The organism is Ruegeria sp. A3M17 (genome assembly GCF_003318255.1).
Classification (GTDB): Bacteria; Pseudomonadota; Alphaproteobacteria; order Rhodobacterales; family Rhodobacteraceae; genus Ruegeria.
This window is the reverse complement of sequence record NZ_QOCF01000031.1, coordinates 57,279-78,452: the sequence shown is the minus strand read 5'-3', so window position 1 is coordinate 78,452 and position 21,174 is coordinate 57,279. Positions and strand designations below refer to the sequence as shown.

Sequence of the window (21,174 nt, the reverse complement as noted above, 5' to 3'; positions counted from 1 at the left end):
GGGAACCGGTTGGACCATCTGTTTTTGAACGTTCTGAACGTGGTTCTGCCGGTGCTGATCTGCGCCGGGGTCGGCTATGCCCTTGCCGTGATCAAGGCACCGTTCGACAACAAAGTCATCGGTGGAATCGTCTCGCGCGTTGGATACCCGGCGCTGATCATCTCGCATCTGTCCACGACCCAAATTGCGGTTGGCACCTTTCTGGACGTCATGATGGCCGCAGCGCTGGCCATTGCGGGGTTCGGAGTGTTGGGATTTCTGGCACTGAAGGCCATGCGACTGCCGGTTCGGGCCTTTTTGACGCCGCTGATGCATGGGAACGTGGGCAATATCGGGTTGCCTATCGCCTTGCTTGCGTTGGGTGATGCGGGAATGGCCTATACGATGGGATTTGTCGTGGTCGTGTTGATTAGCATTTTCACCATCGGCATGTGGATCCCGGCGGGTGAGTTTTCGCCCAGAAAGCTCGTCACGTCCCCGATCATTTATGCAGTGATCCTGTCTCTGATCCTTATGGCGAGCGGATCAAGCTTGCCTCAACCGCTGGCAAAGTCCTTCGACATTCTTGGGGGGCTGTCGATCCCACTGATGCTGCTGACATTGGGCCATACGCTGGCGACGTTGCGGATCAAAAGCCTGGGCCGGGCGGCGCTGTTGACCGTTCTGCATCTGGTCATGGCAATTGCAATCGCCAGCGCTTTGGTATGGGTTTTTGCTTTCACCGGGGCTGAGCGTGGCGCGGTGATCCTGTGTTGCCTGATGCCGTCCTCGGTTGCGACTTACCTGTTCATTGACCAGCACGTGCCGGAATACGGGCCGGATGTCGCTGGTTTCATTCTTGTGTCGACGCTGGCCACGATCATCGTCCTGCCGATTGCGCTGTCCTACTGGATCTAAAGCCGACCCTATGCGCAGCGACAAAAATCGCTAAACTGCTGAGTAATTGCATTTAAGAACAATGAGTTTTGGGGTGGATTTATGACCGACAAGACGCCTTCTGACCCAACGCACGAGGGGGGTGCCCGCGTTGTGCTGGCGATGACAGCCATCTGCATGATGGTTGTTGGGTTTAACACAACGGCCGTCGCGACCATTCTGCCGAACCTCAAGGCCGAGTTCGATTTGACGCCATCCGGCCTGCAATGGGTGATGGCAACCTATACCGTGGCCAGCGCCACGCTGGTCACGATTGTCAGCCGGTTGGGCGATATTACCGGCAAGATGGGCGTGTTCTTCGCTGGGATGATTGTCTTTGGCATTGGGTCCGCCTCGGTCCTGGTTGCGCAAGACGGCTCGATGCTGCTGTTTGGGCGCGGCGCGCAGGGCGCGGGGGCTGCGGCCCTGTTTGGCACGTCTTTGTCACTGTTGACCGCCGCCACACCCGAAGAGCAGCGCGCAGGTGTTACCGGCGCATGGGGCGCAATTGTAGGTCTTGCCATTGGCGTCGGGCCGATCGTCGGGGGGGCCTTTGCCCATTATATCAGCTGGCGCGCGGTGTTTGCGACCGATCTGGTGTTGCTGGTCTTCGCCTTCCTGATTGGGCTGCATGTCAGCCGACGCGGGTACGTGCCGGACACGCGTCAAACCGGGGCCAAGTTTGATTATCCGGGTGCTTTTGCGTTGCTTTTGTTCCTTGGCCCGCTGTCCTTTGCGCTCAGCAATGGGGAAAGTAGCGGGTGGGCAACGCCGATGACATTGATGCCGCTGGGAGTCGCAGCAGTGGCGACAATCATCCTTGTTATCGTGTCCCGCCGGAGCGACGATCCGTTGATCGAGCTGCGATACTTCAAGCATCCACGTTATTTTATGGCCGCCGTTGGTATGTTTTTCACCGGCTTCACGCTGTTCTGTTTCTTTGTGTATTTCAACACGTTCGTTCAATCCCCGGATGCCTTCGGATATTCGCCCATCGGCGCAGGTTTGGCGATCATGCCGCTTAGCCTCAGCATGTTCGTAATCTCGGTCACCGCACCCCGGTTTCTGGCGCCCTACAGCTTTCAATGGCCGATCGCGATCGGCTTGGGGGCGATGGCCTGTGGGTTCTTGCTGTTGATGACAACTTCGAACTCCACCCAATATGCAGAGATCTGGTGGAAGCTGATGATCGTCGGCATTGGATTAGGTATCTGTTTTTCACTTTTGCCCCGGCTCGGTCTGCGCGTGTTGCCAGAAGAGCATGTGGGGCAGGGGTCCGGGGTGATTAACGCCTGCCTGTATTTTGGCGCGACACTAGGAGCCGTGGTCGGAGGTTTGGCCGAAGCAATTACGACCCGCAGAGGTATTTCCGAAGTCATGAACGCTTTGCCCACCGGGTCCGCCCAGCGAGAAGATCTGGCCCATGCCCTGACCCATGGGACGCCGAGCCAAATCCAACAACTGATCGCTAAAATGGATCCTGAAAATAGTAGTGCTTTGGCCAAAGCCCTTCGGGACTTGCAGGACAACGCCTTCGACAGCGCGATGCTTGTTGCTGCAGTGGCGGCTCTAGTCGGAATGGCTTTGGCGTTGATGTTGCTTCGGGGCCAGGTTCCGCCCGTACACAGCGCAGCCGAGCTGACGCGTGCGAAGGGTTGAGTTCGCTTTAACTGTTCGCAATTCTTCTACTGGAAGTCCGGCTGTGATAGTGGGTCTCCATGGTTGAGTTTGCGTTACTCTCTCAAAAAACCTTGCGTCCTTTGGCGGCATTGTCTGTGCGCGAAAATCAGGCAGGATTTGTCGCGACAAATCTAATGACGATGGCACAGTCGATTTTCGAACCGGGGTCAGAAATCTATGGCATTTGGGATGGCGGCGATGCGGTGGGTTTGCTTGCCATAATCGACATGGCACATCCCGACGCAGATTTGGATGACGGGGATGACCCGGATGGCGTCTATATCTGGCGGCTGATGGTCGACAAATCTCGTCAGGGCCGGGGCTATGGAATGGCCGCATTGGATTTTGCAAAATCCGTGGCTTTGAAAAAGGGTCGCTCCAACCTGGTGATCAGCGTTGTCGACGAACCGGGCAATGCGCTGCCGCTTTATCAATCGTTCGGGTTTGCGCCGACTGGCCGGCTTGTCGATGGTGAGGTCGAATTGATCATGCGACTGGCTTAGCCACTTATTTTTGGCAACGTTCTACGCACAAAAAAAGGCCGCCCCGGTGGGCGGCCTTTCGCATCTCAAACGGGTCTGGCTTAGAAGCCCAGACCTTCGTATTTCTTCTTGAACTTCGACACACGGCCGCCGGCGTCCAACAGGCGCGACGAACCACCGGTCCATGCAGGGTGCACAGAGGGGTCGATTTCCAGAGCCAGCTGATCGCCTTCGGCGCCCCAGGTGGATTTCATCTGAACTACGGTGCCATCGGTCATTTTGACGTCGATGACGTGATAATCGGGATGGATGTCTTTTTTCATCTTTCCGTTCCTTACGCTTCGGCGCCAGCCTTGGGCTTGTAGTTGGTGACTTCTGCGATACGCGCGGATTTACCACGGCGCGAGCGCAGATAGTACAGTTTGGCGCGACGGACGCGGCCACGGCGGACAACGGTGATGCTGTCGATGTTGGTCGAATACAGCGGGAACACACGCTCCACACCTTCGCCAAACGAAATTTTGCGAACTGTGAACGCACCGGCGATGGTGTTACCGCCTTTGCGGGCGATGCAGACGCCTTCGTAGTTCTGTACACGGGTGCGCGACCCTTCGGTCACTTTAAAGCCGACACGGATGGTGTCTCCGGCTTTGAAATCGGGGATGTCTTTCCCCAGGGCGGCAATCTGTTCCGCCTCAAGCTGTGCGATCAGGTCCATCGCATTTCTCCTATCTGCTCGTGGTTGGTCCACGAAGTTGAGCACGGCCTGAGAGCTCTTGGTCTTCATCGGGTCCTGCGTACAGCCCGCCAGAGGTCAGATCGAATATTCCTTTGGTCCGGTCCGCCCTGCCGCGCCGTGGCCGAAGAAAGCCGGGCGTCACGCCATGATGCAAACCAAAACACCGGAGTCGCATGTCGCGGCACCGGATTGCGCTGCTTTACGGGCTTTGTGGGCAGGGATCAAGCCTGAATCGCAAGAATGGTCAGGGCCAGATGGTAAGATTTCGCCACCAGCCAACAACACCGTTGCCTTGTCAGGCAGATCAGGCATTCTAGAGGGAATTATAAGAGCAGAAATTTAGAACAGGAACATACCATGCGCACAGCATTGATGCTGGCTGTTTTGGCCTTCGCGACCCTGTCCTGCGGTCGCAGCAGCCCTCCGCCCCAACAGGTAGAAGCTAAGGCATTTCTGAGCACCACGTCGCCCTCGGTCATTTTTCCAAGCTTTGGGGATGCCAAGCCGCACGAGTGGGAAGGCCGGCACCCGGGGAATTATCCGGTTCACGGGCTCGATGTTTCGCGATGGCAGGGTCCCATTGATTGGCACAGGGCAAAGTCATCCGGTGTCAGTTTCGTATTCATCAAGGCGACCGAGGGGGGGGACGTGGCCGACCCTTTGTTTGATGATCACCGGCGCGGCGCGCAAGCCGCGGGCGTTCCCTGGGGGGCTTATCACTACTACTATTTCTGCCGACCGGCGCATGAGCAGGCGAAATGGTTCATCGAGAACGTACCCCGAGGTGCCGACCTGCCGCACGTACTGGATATGGAATGGACGCCACATTCCAAGACCTGCACCATCAGGCCTGATGGGGCGACCGTGCGGTCCGAGGCGAAGCGGTTCCTTGATATCCTGGAACGCCACTATGGCCGCCGCCCGATCGTCTATACGACCGTGGATTTCTACGGTGACACCGATATCGCCCGCCTGCCCAAGACGGAATTCTGGCTGCGGTCGGTCGCCGGGCACCCGCGCAACGTTTACCCCAAGGCCGCGTGGCGGTTTTGGCAGTATACGGGCACGGGTTTGGTCCCTGGCGTTCAGGGGAAAGTGGACATCAACACATTCAACGGCCCGCCTGAGATATGGGCCAGATGGAAGGCGGGGGGCGCTTAGCCGCTTGGTGCCCCATAAGTTTCAATGGTTCCTCCGGCCACAAGGTGATCCAGACGGCGTACCCGTTCTTGGCCAGATGTGTGATGCAGCCAGAACCGCTCTCCATCAGTCAGTTCGCGTCGCTCGAAGCCAAGTTCGGTCATGCAGCGGTGCACCTGGTCAATTTCACCCTGTGAGCGAAGCTTATCGTCGAAGGGCGCCGTGACGATGGGGCCTAGGATCACGCCCCACAGCAGGATATTCGTGGCGTATCCACCAATCACCGCGCTGTTGCCCCCAATATCTTCCTCGGTGGCGCATGATTGCACGGCGACCTTTGCGGAGTGCAGGTTATGGCCCGCCTGAGTGGGCACTGCCATCTCAAGAGGCTTGGTTGTGCAAGCTGAAAGGGCAAGCACAGCTAAGCATATGATTTTTTTCATTTAGCAGCCTGTTATGCGTTGAATTGAAATCGCATTTTGCAATATCTTCAAGATGAGTATTTTTTCAGATCATCAGCTTCAAGTGGTGTTCGCCAAATACAGGAACGTGCTGCATACAAGCCACACTCGGGGTATCAATCCTGTGTGTCGTCCCCGGATTCCTCATAGCGTTCCCACAGATCAGGGCGTCGTTTGCGGGTGATCTCTTCAGACATCTGGTGCCGCCATTCGGCAATGCGCCCGTGATGACCAGACATCAGAATGTCGGGGATCGGGCGGCCTTTCCAATCTGCGGGTCGGGTGTATTGCGGGTGCTCTAAAAGACCCGAGGAAAAGCTTTCGTCTTCGGCTGAGGCCTGGTTGCCCAATACGCCGGGAATCAACCGCACAGTTGAGTCAATCAGCGCCTGGGCCGCAATCTCACCTCCGGTCATCACGAAATCCCCAAGGCTGACTTCCTGAACGCCGTAATGTTCCAACACGCGTTCATCGACGCCTTCGAACCGACCGCAAAGCAAGGTCATGCCGTCGCAGCGTGCGAGGTTTTGCATCATACGTTGATCCATGCGGCGACCGCGCGGGCTGAGGTAGATCAATGGCCAGTTGCCCTGCACGCCAGCCATTGTGTGTTCGATTGCCTCACCCAGCACGTCTGCGCGCAACACCATACCCGCGCCGCCGCCAGCCGGCGTGTCATCGACATTGCGATGCTTGCCAACGCCGAACTGGCGCAGATCCACGGTCTCTAATTGCCACAACCCTTCTTGCAAGGCTTTGCCCGTCAAGCTTTCGCCGAGAACGCCGGGAAAGGCGGAAGGGAACAGGGTGATGATTTTTGCCTTCCAGACCCCGTGCAGATCAGGTGTCGGAGTCATCAATTCACGCGGCTTCAGCGTGGGTCGGATTGCCTTGCGTCCGTGAGATTTGCTTGGCTTGTCTGTCATATTGTGCCGACCATCGCGTTCTTTGCCCGCTCTACTACCAGCGCTTTTTGCCGGGTCAGTTCCGCTTCGTCCAGATGGGATCGGTTCAGTGTCAGCAATTCGGCCAGCACGCTTTCCGGCAGCCTGCTGTTGGATTTTGTGGGCGGCACCAAAAGCTGCGCCTTTTCCCGAGGCAAGTTCAGGAAATCGGCAAAAGGCGTGCCGGGACCAAAGCGTCGCAGCTGCATCTCTTCCAGCCACTCTTCGGTTACGGTGACCGACGGCAGTTTCTTGCGAATGTCCGAGACCGTTTCCTCAAGCGGGGGCAGGTGATCCATTTTCGCGCGGAAGGTTTCAAAATCCTGGACCTCGCGGGTTCTCTGAAGATCGTGCGCCCAAAGGCTGCGCAACCACGCCCCTCGCTGGCGCAGGGACAGGTAGATCGTGATATCGACCTTCTGATCCTCGAACCGATCGCGGATGGCGTCTACCAGACAAGCGGCCAGATCCGGCGCGGCAGCATATCCCTGCTCTATATTGCGGCTGGGACGCAGGCCGCTGAAATTCTCTTCACTGACGATCAGGCCGCGTTTTGTGCCGAAGTTCCGCGTAGCCAGATACTCTCGGGTCTGCGAGCTGAATTCGGACAGCGTTCCCACGGTTCCATAGATGGAATGTCGGGTCGAGCTATCTGACAGCCCCGATTTGCGCGTCTTGTAAGGCAGCAAAAGCGCGAAATGCGGCCAGATCAATTCGCGATTTTCATACAGAAACGACTGTGCTGCGGTGGTTCCGGTCTTGTGGAGCCCCAGATGCAGCAGAACGCGTCGCATCAGATTAGCCCTTCGGGTGGGTCTACGATGATGCGGCCTTTGTCCAGATCCACAGTTGGAACAACCTCAAGCGTGAAGGGCAGAAAAACGGTGCCTTTCAACCCTGGCCCATGCAGTTCCAGCAGATCGGCGGCGCCGTGGTTTTGTACCGACTTCACACGACCCAGCAGCGTTCCGCCGGTGTCATAGACCTCAAGCTCGATCAGGTCGGTGTGGTAAAACTCATCATCAGGCAATGATGGCAGTTGATCACGCCGCGCGAACAGGCGTAGGCCGTTGATGGCGTCTGCCTGTTCTTTGGTCTCGATCCCACCCAGGCGCGCCGCAAAGCCGTTTTTGATTGGGCGGGTCAAGACCAGCGGATAGCGTTCCTTGCCGTCTTCATCAGTTAGGGGCGAATAGGTCTCGATATCCTCAGGGATGGCGCAAAAGCTTTTCAGCCGCACTTCGCCGCGCACGCCGTAAGACCCCGCAATGCTGCCCACGCAGATCAGATCAGTCATTTGGCTCTTCCGTCGTTAAACATAATCCGTCCTGCCAGTCGCCAAGCGGGGCACATGCCTCGCGTTGGTTATTGCGCTCAAAGAACACGCCCACAATAAAAGCGATCAGCAACAGGATGGGAAGTCGTATCAGTCCGATCATCTGGCTTTACCGCGTTTCGATATGCAACCGGGCGCTGCGCTGTTCCCAGCCGGCACGCTCAAGTTCGGGTCTTTCAGACATTTCTTCCGGCCAGCCCACGCAGTAGTAGCCGACCAGAGACCAATCGTCAGGCACGGTCAGGTCGCGTTTCATCTGTTCAGGATCAAGGATTGAGACCCAGCCCAGACCCAATCCCTCGGCCCGCAAGGCGAGCCAGAACAAGGTGATAGCGGCGACGACGGAATAGCGGCGCATCTCGGGCATCGTGCCCGCGCCCAGCCCCAGGCCTTTGTTGGTCGTCTCGTCCGAGAACACAGCCAGCTGAACAGGCGCTTCCTGCATGCCGGACAGTTTCAGGCGGCTGTATTTCAGCGCCTTGTCGCCCGAATAACCTGCAAGGGCCTTTTCATTGGCGTTTTGGAAATTCTCTAGCGCTGCGGCACGCGCCGCCTCGCTTTCGACGCGAATGACGCGCCAGGGTTCGCTCAAGCCCACCGAAGGGGCCAGACGAAATGTGTCGAGGCAACGCGTCAGCACCGCCTCGTCCACGGGATCGGTGCGAAACCGGCGCACATCGCGCCGGAGCCGCATCAGCAGTTCAAACTGCGTGCGAAAATCGTCGGTGAAATCCTGATCCTGCACGCGCTGACCTGCTTACTCTTCTGCCGCTGCTTCTTCAGCCGGAGCAGCAGCTGCCTCGGCTGCTGCTGCAGCCTTTGCAGCTTTCTCTTCCACGCGTTCCTGAGCTTTCTTGCCCGGGGTACCCTTGTTGGGGTTGTTGCGCTCGGCCTTGTTAAGGGTGCCGGCAGCTTCCAGCATGCGTGCAATACGGTCGGTGGGCTGTGCGCCCTGATCCAGCCAGTACTGAATGCGCTCCATGTTCATTTTCACGCGCTCTTCGCTGTCTTTCGGCAGCAGCGGGTTGTAGGTGCCCAGTTTCTCGATGAAACGGCCGTCGCGCGGCATGCGGCTGTCAGCAGCTACGATGCGGTAGAAGGGACGCTTTTTCGAGCCGCCGCGGGCGAGACGAATTTTCATTGCCATGGTGGTATCTCCTTTGGATGGCATCACGCCAGAGGCGTGTCATTGTTAAAGCCGGGATTTTCCCGGTTTAGTTCTGGTGTTTCTTATGGTGTCGGATGACTTCCTGAATGATGAAATTCAGGAAAGCCTTGGCGAAATCTGGGTCCAGATGGGCCTTGTCCGCCAGGTCTTCTAACCGTGCAATCTGCGCGGACTCGCGCGAGGGATCGGACGGGGGAAGGTCGTGTTCGGCCTTGAGCTTGCCAACGGCCTGAGTGTGCTTGAACCGCTCGCCCAGCGTGTAGACGAGGATCGCGTCCAGCCGGTCGATGCTTTCGCGATGCTCTTTCAGCAACGTCGCAGCCCGAGTCACAGGGTTGTTCATTGGCCGGTCCTTTCGGTGGTCAAAGCGGTGTCAGAGAATTCGAGTTTCGGGTGCCGCCAAACCTGGCAGCGTTGACCCACAACCTCGCTTTCGCGTTCATAGGTGGCGCCAAGACGTTCAGCCAACGCGCGCGAGCGGTTGTTTTCATGGGCGATGTACGAAATCGGGCCATTCACCCCCTGGTGTTGGGCGGCATAGGCGCGGGCAGCCATCGCGGCCTCGAACGCAATTCCTTTGCCTTCGAAACCATCGAAAATGACCCAGCCCAATTCGGGTTCATCCCAGCCCGGCGCGTTGATGATGCCGGTCCAGCCAGCAAAGGTGCCGCTGGCCTTTTCGACGATGTGCCAACCACCGTAACCCATAATGGCCCAATGCCCGAAACGGCCCAAAAGGGACCGCCATGCTTCCAGTGGCGTTTTTGGTCCACCGACCATGCGGCTGCGGTCCGACGCGAAGAAGGTTGTCATAGCGGGCAGGTCACCTTCGTGCGGTGCCCGCAGGATCAGGTTTTCTGTTTCTACAGTGGGGATGGTGTACGAGGTCATGCGTAGGCCTCCATCCCGCCGTTTACCAGATCGGCCGGGGCAGGGTGCCGCCAGACTTGCATTGTACCAAAAGCCGGGTGTTCGAATGTGTAATCGAACTGGGCACCCAGACGTTCGGCCACGGCCTTGCTGCCCAGATTTTCCGGGTCGATCAGCGAAATTGCCGTTTCCCAATCTAGTACATCATAGGCATGCGCGCGCGCCGCCAGCGCGGCCTCGGTCGCGTAACCTTTGCCGGTGGCGTTGTTCATCAACGTCCAGCCGATTTCAGGTTCGGGCCAGCTGTGCGGGCACCACAGGCCGACGTGGCCGACATAGGTGCCGGTGTCCTTTTCCTCGACACCCCAGAACCCATAGCCGCGCATGGCCCAATGGCCCAGCAGCATGGCAATGGCGCGCCATGTTTCATCAGGGCGCAGGGGGCCGCCGACGAATTTCGACGCATCGCTGGCATAGAACTCGGCCTCGGCCTCGAAGTCCGCTTCGCTAGGGGCCCGCATGATCAGGCGTTCGGTTTCCAACCTGGGGATCGACGGTGTCATGCCTGCACCTCGCCATAGCGCCAGACACGCTGATCTTCGTCAAAGGCGTTCTCGGCCGCTGCGTCCCGGGATGCGCCAAGGCGTTGCGCCAACGCATTCGAACGCGTGTTCGACCGCGAGACATAACTGACGAACTGGCCCGATCCGAGCAGGTCGAAACCGAAGTCACGTACCGCAGTGCAGGCCTCAGTGGCGTAGCCTTGCTTGCGGTGTTCGGCGCTGAACATATAGCCAAGCTCGGGTTCGCGGTCATCCCATTCCAGCCCCAGCAAAACGAAACCAGCGATCTGATCATTGTTCTTCAGGGTCACCGTAAACAGGCCATGCCCATGCAGAAGCCAGCCGGAGGTGTAGAAAGAGAATTCAGTCCAGGCTTCCTGGTCGGTGCTGCCAAAGCTTTCGCGGCAAATCTCCGTCCAATCTGACAGGTCATCCAGAGTGGGCGCACGCAGAACCAGCCGCCGGGTATTAAGAACCGGCAGGGCCGCGCGATACCGCGCTGCTGCCATCGCCGCCTTTCCGGACGGGGGCTGGGTGCAGCGTGCTGGCGTCACTTTTTCTTACCGAAACCGCTCAGACCCGGGGGCAAGGCCATACCGCCGCCCATTCCAGGCATACCGGGCATCTTGCCGCCCATCGCTTTGGCCGCCTGTTCCAGCGCCTTGGGGTCCATGCCTGCAGCCATGTCTTCGGGCGAGGGGCCGCCTTTGCCGAACATGCCTTTCATGGCCTGTTTCAGCATCTTGCCTTTGCCCATCTTGCCCATCTTCTTCATCATGTCCGACATCTGCCGGTGCATCTTGAGCAGCTTGTTGAGGTCACTGACCTCCATGCCGGAACCCGCCGCGATGCGTTTCTTGCGGCTGGCTTGCAGCAGTTGCGGGTTGGCACGTTCGCGTTTGGTCATGGACTGGATCAGGGCGATCTGGCGCTTGAGCACCTTGTCGTCCATGCCTGCCTCTTCGACCTGCTTGGCCATCTTGCCCATGCCGGGCATCATGCCCATCATGCCCTGCATGCCGCCCATCTGGATCATCTGTTCCAGCTGCATCTTCAGGTCGTTCATGTTGAACTGACCTTTGACCATGCGCTTCATCATGCGCTCGGTCTGTTCCATCTCCATCGTTTCCTGGGCTTTTTCGACCAGGGCAACGATGTCGCCCATGCCCAGAATACGTCCCGCGATCCGGTCCGGCTCGAAGGTTTCGAGCGCGTCCATCTTCTCGCCCAAACCGACAAAGCGGATCGGCTTGCCTGTAACCGCGCGCATCGACAGCGCCGCACCGCCGCGCCCGTCGCCGTCCATCCGGGTCAGGACGACGCCGGAAATGCCGACCTTGGCTTCGAATTCCTCGGCCACTTCAACGGCGACCTGACCTGTCAGGCCGTCGACGACCAGCAGGGTCTCGCGCGGGTCAACAACGTTACGAACTTGCTCGACCTCGTTCATCAGCACTTCGTCGATGTGCAGACGGCCAGCAGTATCCAGCATATAGACGTCATAGCCACCCAACGTCGCCTGTTGCTTGGCACGTTTGGCGATGTCGACGGGTTTCTGGCCAGGAACGATCGGCAGGGTATCGACACCGACCTGCGTGCCCAGAACGGCCAGCTGATCCATCGCCGCGGGGCGATAGACGTCCAGCGAGGCCATGAGGACCTTCTTGCCCTCTTTCTCTTTCAGGCGCTTCGCAAGCTTACCGGTCGTGGTTGTCTTACCCGAGCCCTGCAGGCCGACCATCAGGATCGGGGCAGGCGGGTTGTCGATTTTCAGCGCACCTGGATCATCCTCACCGCGCAGAGTATCGACCAGCGCGTCATGCACGATCTTGACGACCTGCTGTCCGGGGGTGATTGACTTGGTCACCGCCTGACCGGTGGCCTGATCCTGCACTTTCTTGACGAATTCACGGGCAACCGGCAGCGAGACGTCGGCCTCAAGCAGGGCCACGCGCACTTCGCGCAGGGCAGTCTTGACGTCTTCTTCAGACAGAGCACCCTGTTTGGTCAGCCGGTCAAAGACGCCAGAGAGGCGTTCGGATAGATTTTCAAACATGCCTTCGGCCTCCAATGCCGGTTATCTGTTGGCGTGCCCTAGATAGGATGCGCCGGTTAAATGCACTAACGCCCCCACGGGCGTAACACGCTGGTGGGGGGCGATCCCTGAACGACTCAAGGGACCGGAAGATCAGACGCTTCCGGATGTTTGAGCGGGAATTAGGCGGATTGCGCGTCAGAGTCAAGGCGAACCAACCCGGATGTCGCACACACGGGGTCGTGATTGGCACAGGTTCGTGTTTTCGGACAAGGAAAGGCAGGAAAGACCATTTTCAGGGATTGAACACAATGATCAGAGTGATTTCCAGCCTGCTTATCGGATGCGCAGCGTCCATGGCCTCTGCCGAAGAGAAACTGCTGAGTTCGGCAGATATCGAAACGCTGTTTCAAGGCGCCACAATCAAAGGTCTGCATTATGGCGTTGAGACACGTCAGTATTTCTCTACCTCTGGCTTGACGCTGTGGATCAAGGAAGGTGACGCAACCCCATCTGAGGCACGATACAAAATCGAAGACGATCAGTATTGTTCCAGCTGGACAGGCCTGTGGGCCGAAGAGGAGTATGGGTGCTTTTCCGTGGCACAGGACGCAGATCAGGGTCTGTACTACTTTTTGTCCGATGGTTTTCGCGCACCGTTTGTTCTGAACGACGGCTTCGATCTGAGCTTTGACTGATCTCTTTTAAGGTTGCAAAGATCGACGCCTTTGGGGCAGATCAGCGCGTGAATGGCCAATAGGGTTCCCATGGACGCATCATCTGCTTTTCAGGATACATTACCGATCAGTTCTGACGCGCTGCTGGCGCAGCTGGGCGACTGGGGGTTGGCGCACCGGCTGCATACTCACGTGCCGTTGCGTACAGTCGAAGAGGCCAAGGCGGCCGAGGGCCAGTTCATGGAGCCCGGCGAAAATGCTTTGCGCCTCAAGAACCTGTACCTGCGCGACAAGAAAAAGCGGAACTATCTAGTGACGCTGGAACAAAGCCGCGAGATTGACCTCAAGGCACTGGGCACAGAGCTGGGGATCGGCAACCTGTCCTTTGGATCGGCGGATCGCCTGTTTCAGAACCTCGGCATACGCCCCGGCGCGGTCAGTCCGCTGGCCATGATCAACGGTGTGCAAAACGATGTGCGGTTCTTCATGGACGCCGCCGCGCAAACGGCGGACATCATCTATATGCATCCTCTGGTAAATGACCGGACCGTCGCCATGACACGCGATGACCTGACGGCGTTCTTCGATCAGATCGAATGCGAGGTCAACTGGTTGCCGTGATCAATCGCTTAGCGCCTCGTTGAGGGCTGCGGCGACATGGGCGGCGGACGGGTTGACGAAAAGATGGCCGTCAGCCTCGAAAACAGGGTCGTCCAGGTGGTCGGGAAAGGCCAGCGGCAGTTCGGTGCACGCCAACAGGATTGCGGTTCCCGGCTTTGCATGCTTGTCGCAGAAAGCCACTAAACGTGCGCGCGCGCTGTCAGACGCGCCGCCGTAGAAGTCACTGTCGATCATCGCCTGCATCTCGGCAATTTCCGTTTCGGGCAGGCGATCATTAGCTGCGATCCCTTCGGCGGCCAATCGGTCTGAATAATTGCTGGCCTGCATGGTCACTGTCGTTCCCAGAACCAGGGCTGTGGACACCTTGGCAGATGCTGTGGCCTCAGCCGTTGCATCGAAAATGCTGAGAATGGGCATGGTGATACCTTGCCGGATCGCATGCAGCCGCGCGTGCGGAGTGTTCGAGGCGATGATGCCAAAGTCGCAGCCCGCGTTTTCAAGCGTCAGCAATGCCTCGCAAAACACCGCGTCGAATCCGGACCAACTGGCCTCATCCCCAGCGGTTCCCCGCAGGGCGCGGGTTTTGGCCTGCGTAACGGATTCGATTGTCATAGGCGGGATCGGCAGGGGCGAGCCATGGCCGCGATTGGCAAAGTGCCTGCTGGCCCCTTCTGCGATCGCTCGGTAATAATCCACGGTCGAGGCCCAGCCCACACCGCCCAGAATGCCGATTTTCTTCATGATAAACGCCCAGTCTGTACATCTCGCTTAAGGCAGACTGGACGTTTCACAAGGCAAAGGCCAGAGGTGGATCAGGCGGCGAGTTGAGTTACCGCCTTTTGCGCATTCGCCAACGCGGTGTCCGCATCCAGCGCCATCCTGTCAGCCGCAATCACGTCGACGTCGTGGATACCGATGAACCCCAGAACGTGTTTCGCGTAGTTGGTGGCAAAGTCGATCTCAGACCCTACTTCGGTGCCGCCGGACGCGATTGCCAGCACGGCGCGCTTACCTTCCAGCAGGCCTTTGGGGCCGGTTTCCGAATAGGCAAAGGTCAAACCAACGCGGGCGACGAGGTCGATCCAGGCCTTGAAGGCCGCAGGCACCGAGAAATTGTAGATCGGCAGCCCGATGACAATGGTGTCGGCGTTTTGCAGCTCGCTAACCAACTCGTCGGACAGGGCCAGCAGATCGCGCTGAACCTCGTCACGCTGATCGGCGGGGGTGAAGTTGGCGTTGATCCAGTCTTCGGTAAGCAGCGGCAGTGGGCTGGCAAGATCTCGGCGGATGATGCGTCCGGCGCCAAGATGCCCGATAATCTGGCCGGAAAGGTCGCGGGTGGCGGATCCGGTACGGCGGGCCGAGGCGTCGATATGCAGGATGGTCTTGGTCATGTCAGGGTTTCCTTTTTGGCGGGGTATCTGTTTCCGATCCCAATATGAGTGTTGCGCCAGCGAACGAAACACGGATATACCAACAGGTATTGTTGGAATTTGCACAGTGAGCTTGGGCATGGATAATTGGGACGAAGTCAAAACCGCCTATCAGGTCGCTCGGATGGGCACTGTCAGCGGCGCGGCCGAAATCTTGGGCGTGCACCATGCCACCGTGATACGCCATATCGACGCGATCGAGGCGCGGCTAGGCGTCAAACTGTTCCAGCGTCATGCCCGTGGCTATACCCCAACCGATGCCGGAGAGGACCTTCTGCGCGTGGCTCAGGCCACAGAAGACCAGTTCAATCAGTTGGTGGGCCGGATGAAGGGGCGCGGCGATGATGTGTCGGGCGAATTGGTTGTAACATCTCTGGCCTCGCTGGCGCCCTTGGTCGTTCCCGCCCTGTCTGAGTTCCAATCAATGCATCCTGGCCTTATTGTGCGTTACCTGACCGGGGACCGCCTGTTCCGTTTGGAATACGGCGAAGCGCATGTCGCTATCCGAGCGGGCGCTGCCCCGGATCAGCCTGACAATGTAGTGCAACCATTTATCCCGCAAGAAATCGGCTTGTTTGCCAGCAAGTCTTACATTGCGCGCCGCGGTCGACCGGCCAGCCTGGATGAATTCGCCGATCACTTGTTTGTCGGCACGGATGATGAGAACAGCCGCGCACCGTTTTCCAGGTGGCTGCGCGAAAACGTTCCTGCCGAGGCAATCGCATTCCGCTGTACCAACAACTTCTGCATGCGCGAGGCGGTTCTGGCTGGTGCTGGGATCGGCTTCATGGCCCGGTGGGAAGCAACCCGCGATCCGGAACTGGTCGAAGTGATGGAACCGCTGCCCGAATGGTCGGGCAAACTATGGTTGGTGACACATGTGGACCTGCACCGAACAACCAAGGTGCAGGCGTTCCTGTCCTTCCTCAAGGAACAGTCCAAGGGCTGGCTTTCGTGACACCGCAGGCACGTGGCCATCTGGCCATGATCACCTTCTCGGTTTTGGTGGCAGGTAGCTTCTCGCTGGGCTCCATCGTGGCCAATCAGATTGCCCCGCTGGCGATTACAGCCGGACGGTTTCTGATTGCGGCCGTCATCATCGGCATTGCGGCGCTGGCCACCACCGGGTTGCCGCGCAGCGCTGCGCAAGCGCCGTGGCGATACGCCATTTTGGGCGGGCTGTTTGCCACTTACTTTGTTCTGATGTTTTACGGCCTTAAAACCGCCGACCCGGTCAGCACATCCGCGGTATTCACCCTGACGCCGGTCATGTCGGCCGTCGCCGGATGGGTTCTGCTGCGCCAGATCACCACACCGCGCATGGCGTTGGCCCTGACGGTGGGGGCGACCGGGGCTTTGTGGGTGATTTTTCGCGCCGATTGGCAGGCCTTTCGCGCCTTCGAGATTGGTGGCGGAGAGATCATCTTTTTCTGGGGCTGCTTGGCACATGCAATCTACACACCGATGGTGCGAAAACTGAACCGGGGTGAACCGGCGGTGGTCTTTACCTTTGGTACGCTGGTTGCTGGCTGCGTTATCCTGACGGTGGTCGGCTGGTCAGATATCCGCGCAACCGATTGGGCAAACCTGCCGCTGATTGTCTGGGTCAGTCTGCTGTATCTTTCTATCTTCGCAACGGCCTCCAGTTTCGTTCTGGTCCAGTTTGCAGCGCTGCGCCTGCCTTCGGCCAAGGTTATGGCCTACACATATCTGATCCCCAGTTGGGTGATCCTGTGGGAGATCGCGCTTGGGCGGCCCGCGCCAACCGTCATGGTGCTGGTCGGTGTCGTTTTAACCGCGATCGCGCTGGTTCTGCTGCTCAAAAGCGAAGAACAACCTACGAAAGGCACTGCGCCGGTCTCGGAATGACCCTTGCCATTTGGCCGTAATCTAACAACCCTCGGGTCTGATGAACCATCCCGGAGGGAATGATGAAGCAAGCTATTCTAATTGTCGTCGGTGCGACCTTGTCTGCCTGTACGCAAGGAGGGGGACAGGGGTCGTCAGAGACCGACCTTCAAGGCAGTTGTGAGGCGCTGGTATCGGCTGAGACGGGTGTTCAGGCCGCTGACGTCAACGCGGTTTCGACCGAATCCGTGTCGACTGGAACAATCACGACAATTGAGGTCGCTGGCGCTCAGGCACCGTGGTTGTGTCTTGCGGATGCAACGGGTGTGATCATCGGTGTCGAGTATAGTCAGGAAGGCTAGCTGGGAACGGGCCAAACCGACAGAAATGGTCGCGGTCATCTACATGAGGTAGATCAAAGTGCTCTATTCCTGAGCCCGCTAACATCGGGGGCAGGAGGAAGATGCCATGTTTAGTCACATTATGATCCCGGTTGATATTCACCTGCCGCCGGAAATTCGCAAAGCTCTGGATGTCGCGGCGCAGATGGCGAGATGGCAAAACGCCCGGATCACGATCGTCAGCGTGACCGGAACCCAGCCGGGCGACGTCACGCATTCAGATGCCGAGATCAGCACCGAGCTGCAAGCCATTGTGGATCAACTTACCGAGCAGAGTGGCTCCGAGGTTTCAGCGCGCAACATCCACTCGGTAGATGTAGCTGCAGAGGTCGACGGTGACCTGACGCGCGCCGCCGAAGAGATTGGGGCCGATTTGATCGTCGTTGGGACCCATGCACCGCGCATCACAGACCACATCTTTTCCAGCCATGCCGGATATCTGGCCAAACATGCCAAAGTATCGGTGTTTGTCGTCAGATAGGTCTAGGGATCGTCTGTTACAGGCAGTTCGACTTCCAGAAATCGTTCAAACGCATCCAGATTGACCGGTTCGAACTGACCGAACCCCTGCATCCAGACGGATGCCGCGCGCAGCGCATCCGGTTCCAGCTTGCACCACTTCACCCGCCCGCGCTTTTCCTGGCTGATCAACCCAGCCTTGGTCAGAATAATCAGATGTTTCGAGATCGCGGCCAGCGACATCTCGAACGGGTCGGCGACGTCGGTGACGGCCATGTCATCCTCCAGCAGCATCGCAAGGATGGCGCGGCGGGTCGGGTCGGCGAGGGCCGCGAAAACGGTATCGAGGTCATTGGACATGCCATCGCTCAATCACAGCGCCCGGTTTTGGTCAACCATTTGGTTGAATATGCGAATTGAGTGGTTTTTGCGCGGGCCGATGGGCGGGGGTAATTAAGATGCGCCTCAATAGTCCGAATAAATTACACGAAAACAATACCTTAACCTGCGGCAAATCGGGCGCTGAACACCGTTGACTCTGTGCCCGTCGCCCCTTAGCACCCTACCCAAGACTGTGCGAGGAAAACGCCCGTGACTGATGATGACCAAAAGCAGCGTATGGCGCAGCTGGCGGCCAAGATCGCGGCGAAGAAAAAGGCCCAAAAGCCTGAGACCCGCGCAGACGCCGACTTTTCCGGGGGCGAGCTTGCCTGGAGGATGGTCATCGAAATGGTTTCCGGTCTTGGGATCGGATTTGGCATCGGATATGGGCTGGACAGCCTGCTCGGGACAATCCCGATATTTCTGGTGCTGTTTACAATACTGGGCTTGGTCGCCGGGGTGAAGGTTATGCTCCGCAGCGCACAGCAAGCTCAGGAAAAGCAAACGGCGGCTGAGGCAGCCGACAAGGACGAGAGGGACTGAACGTGGCGACTGAGACCACCGCAGCAGAAGGCAGCAGCCTGGTATTTCACCCGATGGATCAGTTTATCGTCAAACCGCTGTTCGGCGATGGTGCGATAGCATGGTACACGCCCACCAACGTGACGCTGTGGCTGTTTCTGGCCATTGTTGCCGTCATAGGTCTGCTGGTCCTGAGCACTTCGAAGCGCGCCATCGTTCCGACCCGTATGCAATCGATCGCGGAGCTGGCCTACGGCTTCATCTACAAGATGCTCGAAGACATCTGCGGTAAGGAAGGCGTCAAGTACTTCCCCTATGTCATGACCCTGTTCATGTTCATCGTGACCGCGAACTTCCTGGGTTTGATCCCGACATCGTTCACCACCACATCGCATTTCGCCGTGACCATCCCGCTGGCACTGGCCGTGTTTCTGACCGTGACCATCCTGGGTTTCGTCAAGAATGGCGCCGGGTTCCTGGGCCTTTTCTGGGTTTCAAGCGCGCCGCTGGCGCTGCGCCCGATCCTGGCGATCATCGAGCTGATCTCGTACTTTGTGCGCCCGGTGAGCCATTCCATTCGTCTTGCCGGTAATGTCATGGCAGGTCACGCGGTTATCAAGGTGTTCGCAGGCTTCGCCGCGATTGCCGTGATCTCACCCGTGTCCGTTCTGGCGATCACCGCAATGTACGGCCTCGAGGTCCTGGTGGCCTTCATCCAGGCCTACGTATTCACCATTCTGACCTGTGTTTACCTGAAAGATGCGCTGCATCCTTCGCACTAAGGTCCGATATCCAAACATCGAAACTTCCAATTCGTAAGGAGAAACATCATGGAAGGCGATCTCGCACACATCGGCGCAGGCCTGGCAGCAATCGGTTCCGGCGCAGCCGCAATCGGGGTGGGCAACGTAGCAGGCAACTTCCTTGCCGGCGCCCTGCGCAATCCGTCGGCGGCTGCTTCGCAGACCGCAACCCTTTTCATCGGTATCGCATTCGCAGAAGCCCTGGGGATCTTCGCATTCCTGGTCTCGCTGCTGCTGATGTTCGCCGTCTAATCTGCGGAACCTGATCCTTACGCGCAGGTGGGTCCAAGCCATAGCGGCCCACCTGTTGTAAAGACAACGTTCCGACGGAGGACATCATGGCGACAGAACCCGTATACGAAGAGATTGCAGGTACCTGCGTTGACTCTCATGGGTCGGCGATCGGGATGCCCCAGCTCTGCTTCGATTGGTTCCCCAACCAGATTTTCTGGCTGGTCATTACGCTGGTCGTCATCTTTCTGGTCCTGTCTCGCGTGGCCTTGCCCCGCATCGCAGCAATCCTGGCGGAACGTCAGGGGACCATTACAAATGACCTGGCTGCGGCCGAAGATCTGAAGGCCAAAGCGGTCGAGGCTGAAGAGGCCTATAACAAGGCGCTGGCCGATGCCCGTTCTGAGGCACAGCGTATCGCAGCGGAAGCCCGCGCTGAAATTCAGTCTGGTCTGGATGACGCGATTGCCAAGGCAGACTTGGAAATCGCTGCAAAGGCGGCTGAATCGGAAAAGGCAATTGCCGATATCCGTGCCGGCGCGCTGGAAAGCATTCAAGTGGTTGCCAAGGATACGGCAGCTGAACTGGTCACAGCACTGGGCGGCGAGGCAGATGCCAAAGCCATCGACAGTGCAATTGACGCGCAGACGAAAGGATAAGTGACATGCGGAATACTCTTGCCCTTATCCTGACCGTCGGCGCCGCCAGCCCCGCGCTGGCTGCAAGCGGCCCGTTCTTCTCGCTTGGCAACACCGACTTTGTGGTCCTTCTGGGCTTCATCGTTTTCATCGCGGTCCTGTTCTACTTCAAGGTTCCGGGCATGATTGGTGGCGCGCTGGACAATCGCGCCGACGGCATCAAGTCCGAACTGGACGAAGCCCGCGCCCTGCATGAAGAGGCACGCAGCCTGTTGGCCTCGTACGAGCGCAAGCAGCGTGAAGTGCAGACCCAAGCGGATGCCATCGTGGCCGCAGCCAAAGAAGATTCTATCTTGGCGGCAGAACAGGCAAAGGTCGATTTGGAGAATTCCATCGCCCGCCGTCTGGCTGCAGCTCAGGACCAGATCGCTTCGGCTGAGGCGTCAGCTGTCAAGGAAGTCCGCGATCAGGCCATCACCGTTGCGGTATCGGCTGCCAACGCGGTTCTGGCCAAGCAGATGACGGCCTCACAGGCGAACAAACTGATCGACGCAGCGATTGCGGATGTTGGTGACAAACTGCACTGACACCGACAGATAGCAGACAAGTAACAGAAGTGACCCGGAAGCCGCATGCTTTCGGGTCATTTGTTTTCTACAAGGACGACGCGCGATCCTAATCTAGTCACTTGTGCAGCGGATCCGAATTGTGATTTGACGGATGCAAAGGCGTTGTTTGGGCGTTTTATGACAGAGCCATAGTGCGTCCACCTTCCTTTCCGGAGGCTCTGGGATTGCACAGAACAAGGTCGGATGAAGTAGAAAGCT

At 58.3% G+C, this 21,174-nt stretch carries 32 protein-coding genes; 15 read left to right on the top strand and 17 right to left on the bottom strand.

What is annotated here, in order from left to right; all coding sequences use genetic code 11:
* Positions 1-9: 9 nt before the first annotated feature.
* From DS906_RS17380 to DS906_RS17370, 3 genes are all read left to right on the top strand, one after another.
* Complete coding sequence (locus DS906_RS17380) at positions 10-897, top strand: AEC family transporter (RefSeq protein WP_113791503.1); 888 nt, start codon at positions 10-12, stop codon at positions 895-897.
* Between the two features lie 81 nt (positions 898-978).
* Positions 979-2,574, top strand: a complete 1,596-nt coding sequence (locus tag DS906_RS17375) for an MFS transporter (RefSeq protein ID WP_113791363.1) — start codon at positions 979-981, stop codon at positions 2,572-2,574.
* A gap of 161 nt (positions 2,575-2,735) precedes the next feature.
* Positions 2,736-3,098 carry an N-acetyltransferase gene (locus tag DS906_RS17370; RefSeq protein ID WP_158541339.1) on the top strand — a complete coding sequence of 121 codons (363 nt, stop codon included), beginning with the start codon at positions 2,736-2,738 and terminating at the stop codon, positions 3,096-3,098.
* Positions 3,099-3,178: 80 nt separating this feature from the next.
* Here the strand turns inward: DS906_RS17370 and rpmE are convergent, their stop codons facing one another.
* The gene (rpmE, locus tag DS906_RS17365) at positions 3,179-3,400 is read right to left on the bottom strand and encodes a 50S ribosomal protein L31 (RefSeq protein ID WP_010437577.1); all 222 of its coding nucleotides are present in this window, start codon (positions 3,398-3,400) and stop codon (positions 3,179-3,181) included.
* Between the two features lie 11 nt (positions 3,401-3,411).
* Positions 3,412-3,795: a 50S ribosomal protein L19 gene (gene rplS / locus DS906_RS17360; protein WP_058273331.1), complete on the bottom strand. Its 384-nt coding sequence runs from the start codon at positions 3,793-3,795 to the stop codon at positions 3,412-3,414.
* A gap of 378 nt (positions 3,796-4,173) precedes the next feature.
* Between rplS and DS906_RS17355 the strand changes: the two genes are divergently transcribed.
* The gene (locus tag DS906_RS17355; protein WP_113791361.1) at positions 4,174-4,977 is read left to right on the top strand and encodes a GH25 family lysozyme; all 804 of its coding nucleotides are present in this window, start codon (positions 4,174-4,176) and stop codon (positions 4,975-4,977) included.
* On the opposite strand, the gene DS906_RS17350 is transcribed toward DS906_RS17355, so the two are convergent.
* From DS906_RS17350 to ffh, 12 genes are all read right to left on the bottom strand, one after another.
* The gene (locus DS906_RS17350) at positions 4,974-5,336 is read right to left on the bottom strand and encodes a hypothetical protein (protein WP_147235301.1); all 363 of its coding nucleotides are present in this window, start codon (positions 5,334-5,336) and stop codon (positions 4,974-4,976) included. The genes DS906_RS17355 and DS906_RS17350 overlap by 4 nt on opposite strands.
* Before the next feature lie 197 nt (positions 5,337-5,533).
* Positions 5,534-6,343, bottom strand: a complete 810-nt coding sequence (trmD, locus tag DS906_RS17345) for a tRNA (guanosine(37)-N1)-methyltransferase TrmD (RefSeq protein WP_113791359.1) — start codon at positions 6,341-6,343, stop codon at positions 5,534-5,536.
* The gene (locus DS906_RS17340; protein ID WP_113791358.1) at positions 6,340-7,155 is read right to left on the bottom strand and encodes a hypothetical protein; all 816 of its coding nucleotides are present in this window, start codon (positions 7,153-7,155) and stop codon (positions 6,340-6,342) included. The genes trmD and DS906_RS17340 overlap by 4 nt, the downstream gene beginning before the upstream one ends.
* Positions 7,155-7,658, bottom strand: coding sequence for a ribosome maturation factor RimM (rimM, locus tag DS906_RS17335; RefSeq protein ID WP_113791357.1), 504 nt, complete (start codon positions 7,656-7,658; stop codon positions 7,155-7,157). The genes DS906_RS17340 and rimM overlap by 1 nt, the downstream gene beginning before the upstream one ends.
* Positions 7,651-7,800, bottom strand: coding sequence for a hypothetical protein (locus DS906_RS22550; RefSeq protein WP_233494830.1), 150 nt, complete (start codon positions 7,798-7,800; stop codon positions 7,651-7,653). Before DS906_RS22550 ends, rimM begins: the two co-directional genes overlap by 8 nt.
* A 6-nt stretch (positions 7,801-7,806) precedes the next feature.
* Positions 7,807-8,442 carry a 5,6-dimethylbenzimidazole synthase gene (gene bluB / locus DS906_RS17330; protein WP_113791356.1) on the bottom strand — a complete coding sequence of 212 codons (636 nt, stop codon included), beginning with the start codon at positions 8,440-8,442 and terminating at the stop codon, positions 7,807-7,809.
* 12 nt (positions 8,443-8,454) lie between these two features.
* A complete protein-coding gene (rpsP, locus tag DS906_RS17325; RefSeq protein ID WP_113791502.1) occupies positions 8,455-8,844 on the bottom strand; it encodes a 30S ribosomal protein S16 in 390 nt (129 codons plus the stop codon).
* Between the two features lie 67 nt (positions 8,845-8,911).
* On the bottom strand, positions 8,912-9,208 hold the full coding sequence (locus DS906_RS17320; protein WP_058273325.1) for a chorismate mutase: 297 nt from the start codon (positions 9,206-9,208) through the stop codon (positions 8,912-8,914).
* The gene (locus DS906_RS17315) at positions 9,205-9,756 is read right to left on the bottom strand and encodes a GNAT family N-acetyltransferase (RefSeq protein ID WP_113791355.1); all 552 of its coding nucleotides are present in this window, start codon (positions 9,754-9,756) and stop codon (positions 9,205-9,207) included. The genes DS906_RS17320 and DS906_RS17315 overlap by 4 nt, the downstream gene beginning before the upstream one ends.
* The gene (locus DS906_RS17310; protein ID WP_113791354.1) at positions 9,753-10,298 is read right to left on the bottom strand and encodes a GNAT family N-acetyltransferase; all 546 of its coding nucleotides are present in this window, start codon (positions 10,296-10,298) and stop codon (positions 9,753-9,755) included. Before DS906_RS17310 ends, DS906_RS17315 begins: the two co-directional genes overlap by 4 nt.
* Positions 10,295-10,852 (bottom strand): GNAT family N-acetyltransferase, encoded by a 558-nt coding sequence (locus DS906_RS17305; RefSeq protein ID WP_147235299.1) that lies wholly within the window; start codon positions 10,850-10,852, stop codon positions 10,295-10,297. Before DS906_RS17305 ends, DS906_RS17310 begins: the two co-directional genes overlap by 4 nt.
* The gene (gene ffh, locus DS906_RS17300) at positions 10,849-12,354 is read right to left on the bottom strand and encodes a signal recognition particle protein (protein ID WP_113791352.1); all 1,506 of its coding nucleotides are present in this window, start codon (positions 12,352-12,354) and stop codon (positions 10,849-10,851) included. The genes DS906_RS17305 and ffh overlap by 4 nt, the downstream gene beginning before the upstream one ends.
* Positions 12,355-12,644: 290 nt before the next feature.
* On the opposite strand from ffh, the gene DS906_RS17295 reads away from it, so the two are divergent.
* Entirely contained in the window at positions 12,645-13,031 is a 387-nt protein-coding gene (locus tag DS906_RS17295; RefSeq protein WP_113791351.1) for a hypothetical protein, read from the top strand.
* 69 nt (positions 13,032-13,100) lie between these two features.
* Entirely contained in the window at positions 13,101-13,631 is a 531-nt protein-coding gene (locus DS906_RS17290) for a prolyl-tRNA synthetase associated domain-containing protein (protein WP_113791350.1), read from the top strand.
* Here DS906_RS17290 and DS906_RS17285 read toward each other — a convergent pair whose 3' ends face one another.
* Both DS906_RS17285 and DS906_RS17280 read right to left on the bottom strand, forming a co-directional pair.
* Complete coding sequence (locus tag DS906_RS17285) at positions 13,632-14,372, bottom strand: aspartate/glutamate racemase family protein (RefSeq protein WP_113791349.1); 741 nt, start codon at positions 14,370-14,372, stop codon at positions 13,632-13,634. It abuts the gene before it with no gap.
* A 71-nt stretch (positions 14,373-14,443) separates the two neighbouring features.
* Complete coding sequence (locus tag DS906_RS17280; protein WP_113791348.1) at positions 14,444-15,025, bottom strand: FMN-dependent NADH-azoreductase; 582 nt, start codon at positions 15,023-15,025, stop codon at positions 14,444-14,446.
* Positions 15,026-15,143: 118 nt separating this feature from the next.
* On the opposite strand from DS906_RS17280, the gene DS906_RS17275 reads away from it, so the two are divergent.
* From DS906_RS17275 to DS906_RS17260, 4 genes are all read left to right on the top strand, one after another.
* Positions 15,144-16,022, top strand: coding sequence for a LysR family transcriptional regulator (locus tag DS906_RS17275; RefSeq protein ID WP_108861312.1), 879 nt, complete (start codon positions 15,144-15,146; stop codon positions 16,020-16,022).
* Complete coding sequence (locus tag DS906_RS17270; RefSeq protein WP_113791347.1) at positions 16,019-16,933, top strand: DMT family transporter; 915 nt, start codon at positions 16,019-16,021, stop codon at positions 16,931-16,933. The genes DS906_RS17275 and DS906_RS17270 overlap by 4 nt, the downstream gene beginning before the upstream one ends.
* A 62-nt stretch (positions 16,934-16,995) precedes the next feature.
* Positions 16,996-17,274 (top strand): hypothetical protein, encoded by a 279-nt coding sequence (locus DS906_RS17265; protein WP_113791346.1) that lies wholly within the window; start codon positions 16,996-16,998, stop codon positions 17,272-17,274.
* A 106-nt stretch (positions 17,275-17,380) separates the two neighbouring features.
* Entirely contained in the window at positions 17,381-17,794 is a 414-nt protein-coding gene (locus DS906_RS17260; protein ID WP_058273315.1) for a universal stress protein, read from the top strand.
* Positions 17,795-17,796: 2 nt separating this feature from the next.
* On the opposite strand, the gene DS906_RS17255 is transcribed toward DS906_RS17260, so the two are convergent.
* A complete protein-coding gene (locus DS906_RS17255) occupies positions 17,797-18,132 on the bottom strand; it encodes a helix-turn-helix transcriptional regulator (protein ID WP_113791345.1) in 336 nt (111 codons plus the stop codon).
* 231 nt (positions 18,133-18,363) lie between these two features.
* On the opposite strand from DS906_RS17255, the gene DS906_RS17250 reads away from it, so the two are divergent.
* The 5 genes from DS906_RS17250 to DS906_RS17230 all read left to right on the top strand — a co-directional run bounded on the left by DS906_RS17250 (position 18,364) and on the right by DS906_RS17230 (position 20,934).
* A complete protein-coding gene (locus DS906_RS17250) occupies positions 18,364-18,696 on the top strand; it encodes an AtpZ/AtpI family protein (RefSeq protein ID WP_113791344.1) in 333 nt (110 codons plus the stop codon).
* 2 nt (positions 18,697-18,698) lie between these two features.
* Complete coding sequence (locus DS906_RS17245) at positions 18,699-19,457, top strand: F0F1 ATP synthase subunit A (RefSeq protein ID WP_113791343.1); 759 nt, start codon at positions 18,699-18,701, stop codon at positions 19,455-19,457.
* Between the two features lie 48 nt (positions 19,458-19,505).
* Entirely contained in the window at positions 19,506-19,730 is a 225-nt protein-coding gene (locus DS906_RS17240; RefSeq protein WP_005981269.1) for a F0F1 ATP synthase subunit C, read from the top strand.
* An 86-nt stretch (positions 19,731-19,816) separates the two neighbouring features.
* Entirely contained in the window at positions 19,817-20,368 is a 552-nt protein-coding gene (locus tag DS906_RS17235; RefSeq protein ID WP_058273311.1) for a F0F1 ATP synthase subunit B', read from the top strand.
* Between the two features lie 5 nt (positions 20,369-20,373).
* On the top strand, positions 20,374-20,934 hold the full coding sequence (locus DS906_RS17230) for a F0F1 ATP synthase subunit B (protein ID WP_113791342.1): 561 nt from the start codon (positions 20,374-20,376) through the stop codon (positions 20,932-20,934).
* The last annotated feature ends 240 nt before the right edge of the window (positions 20,935-21,174 follow it).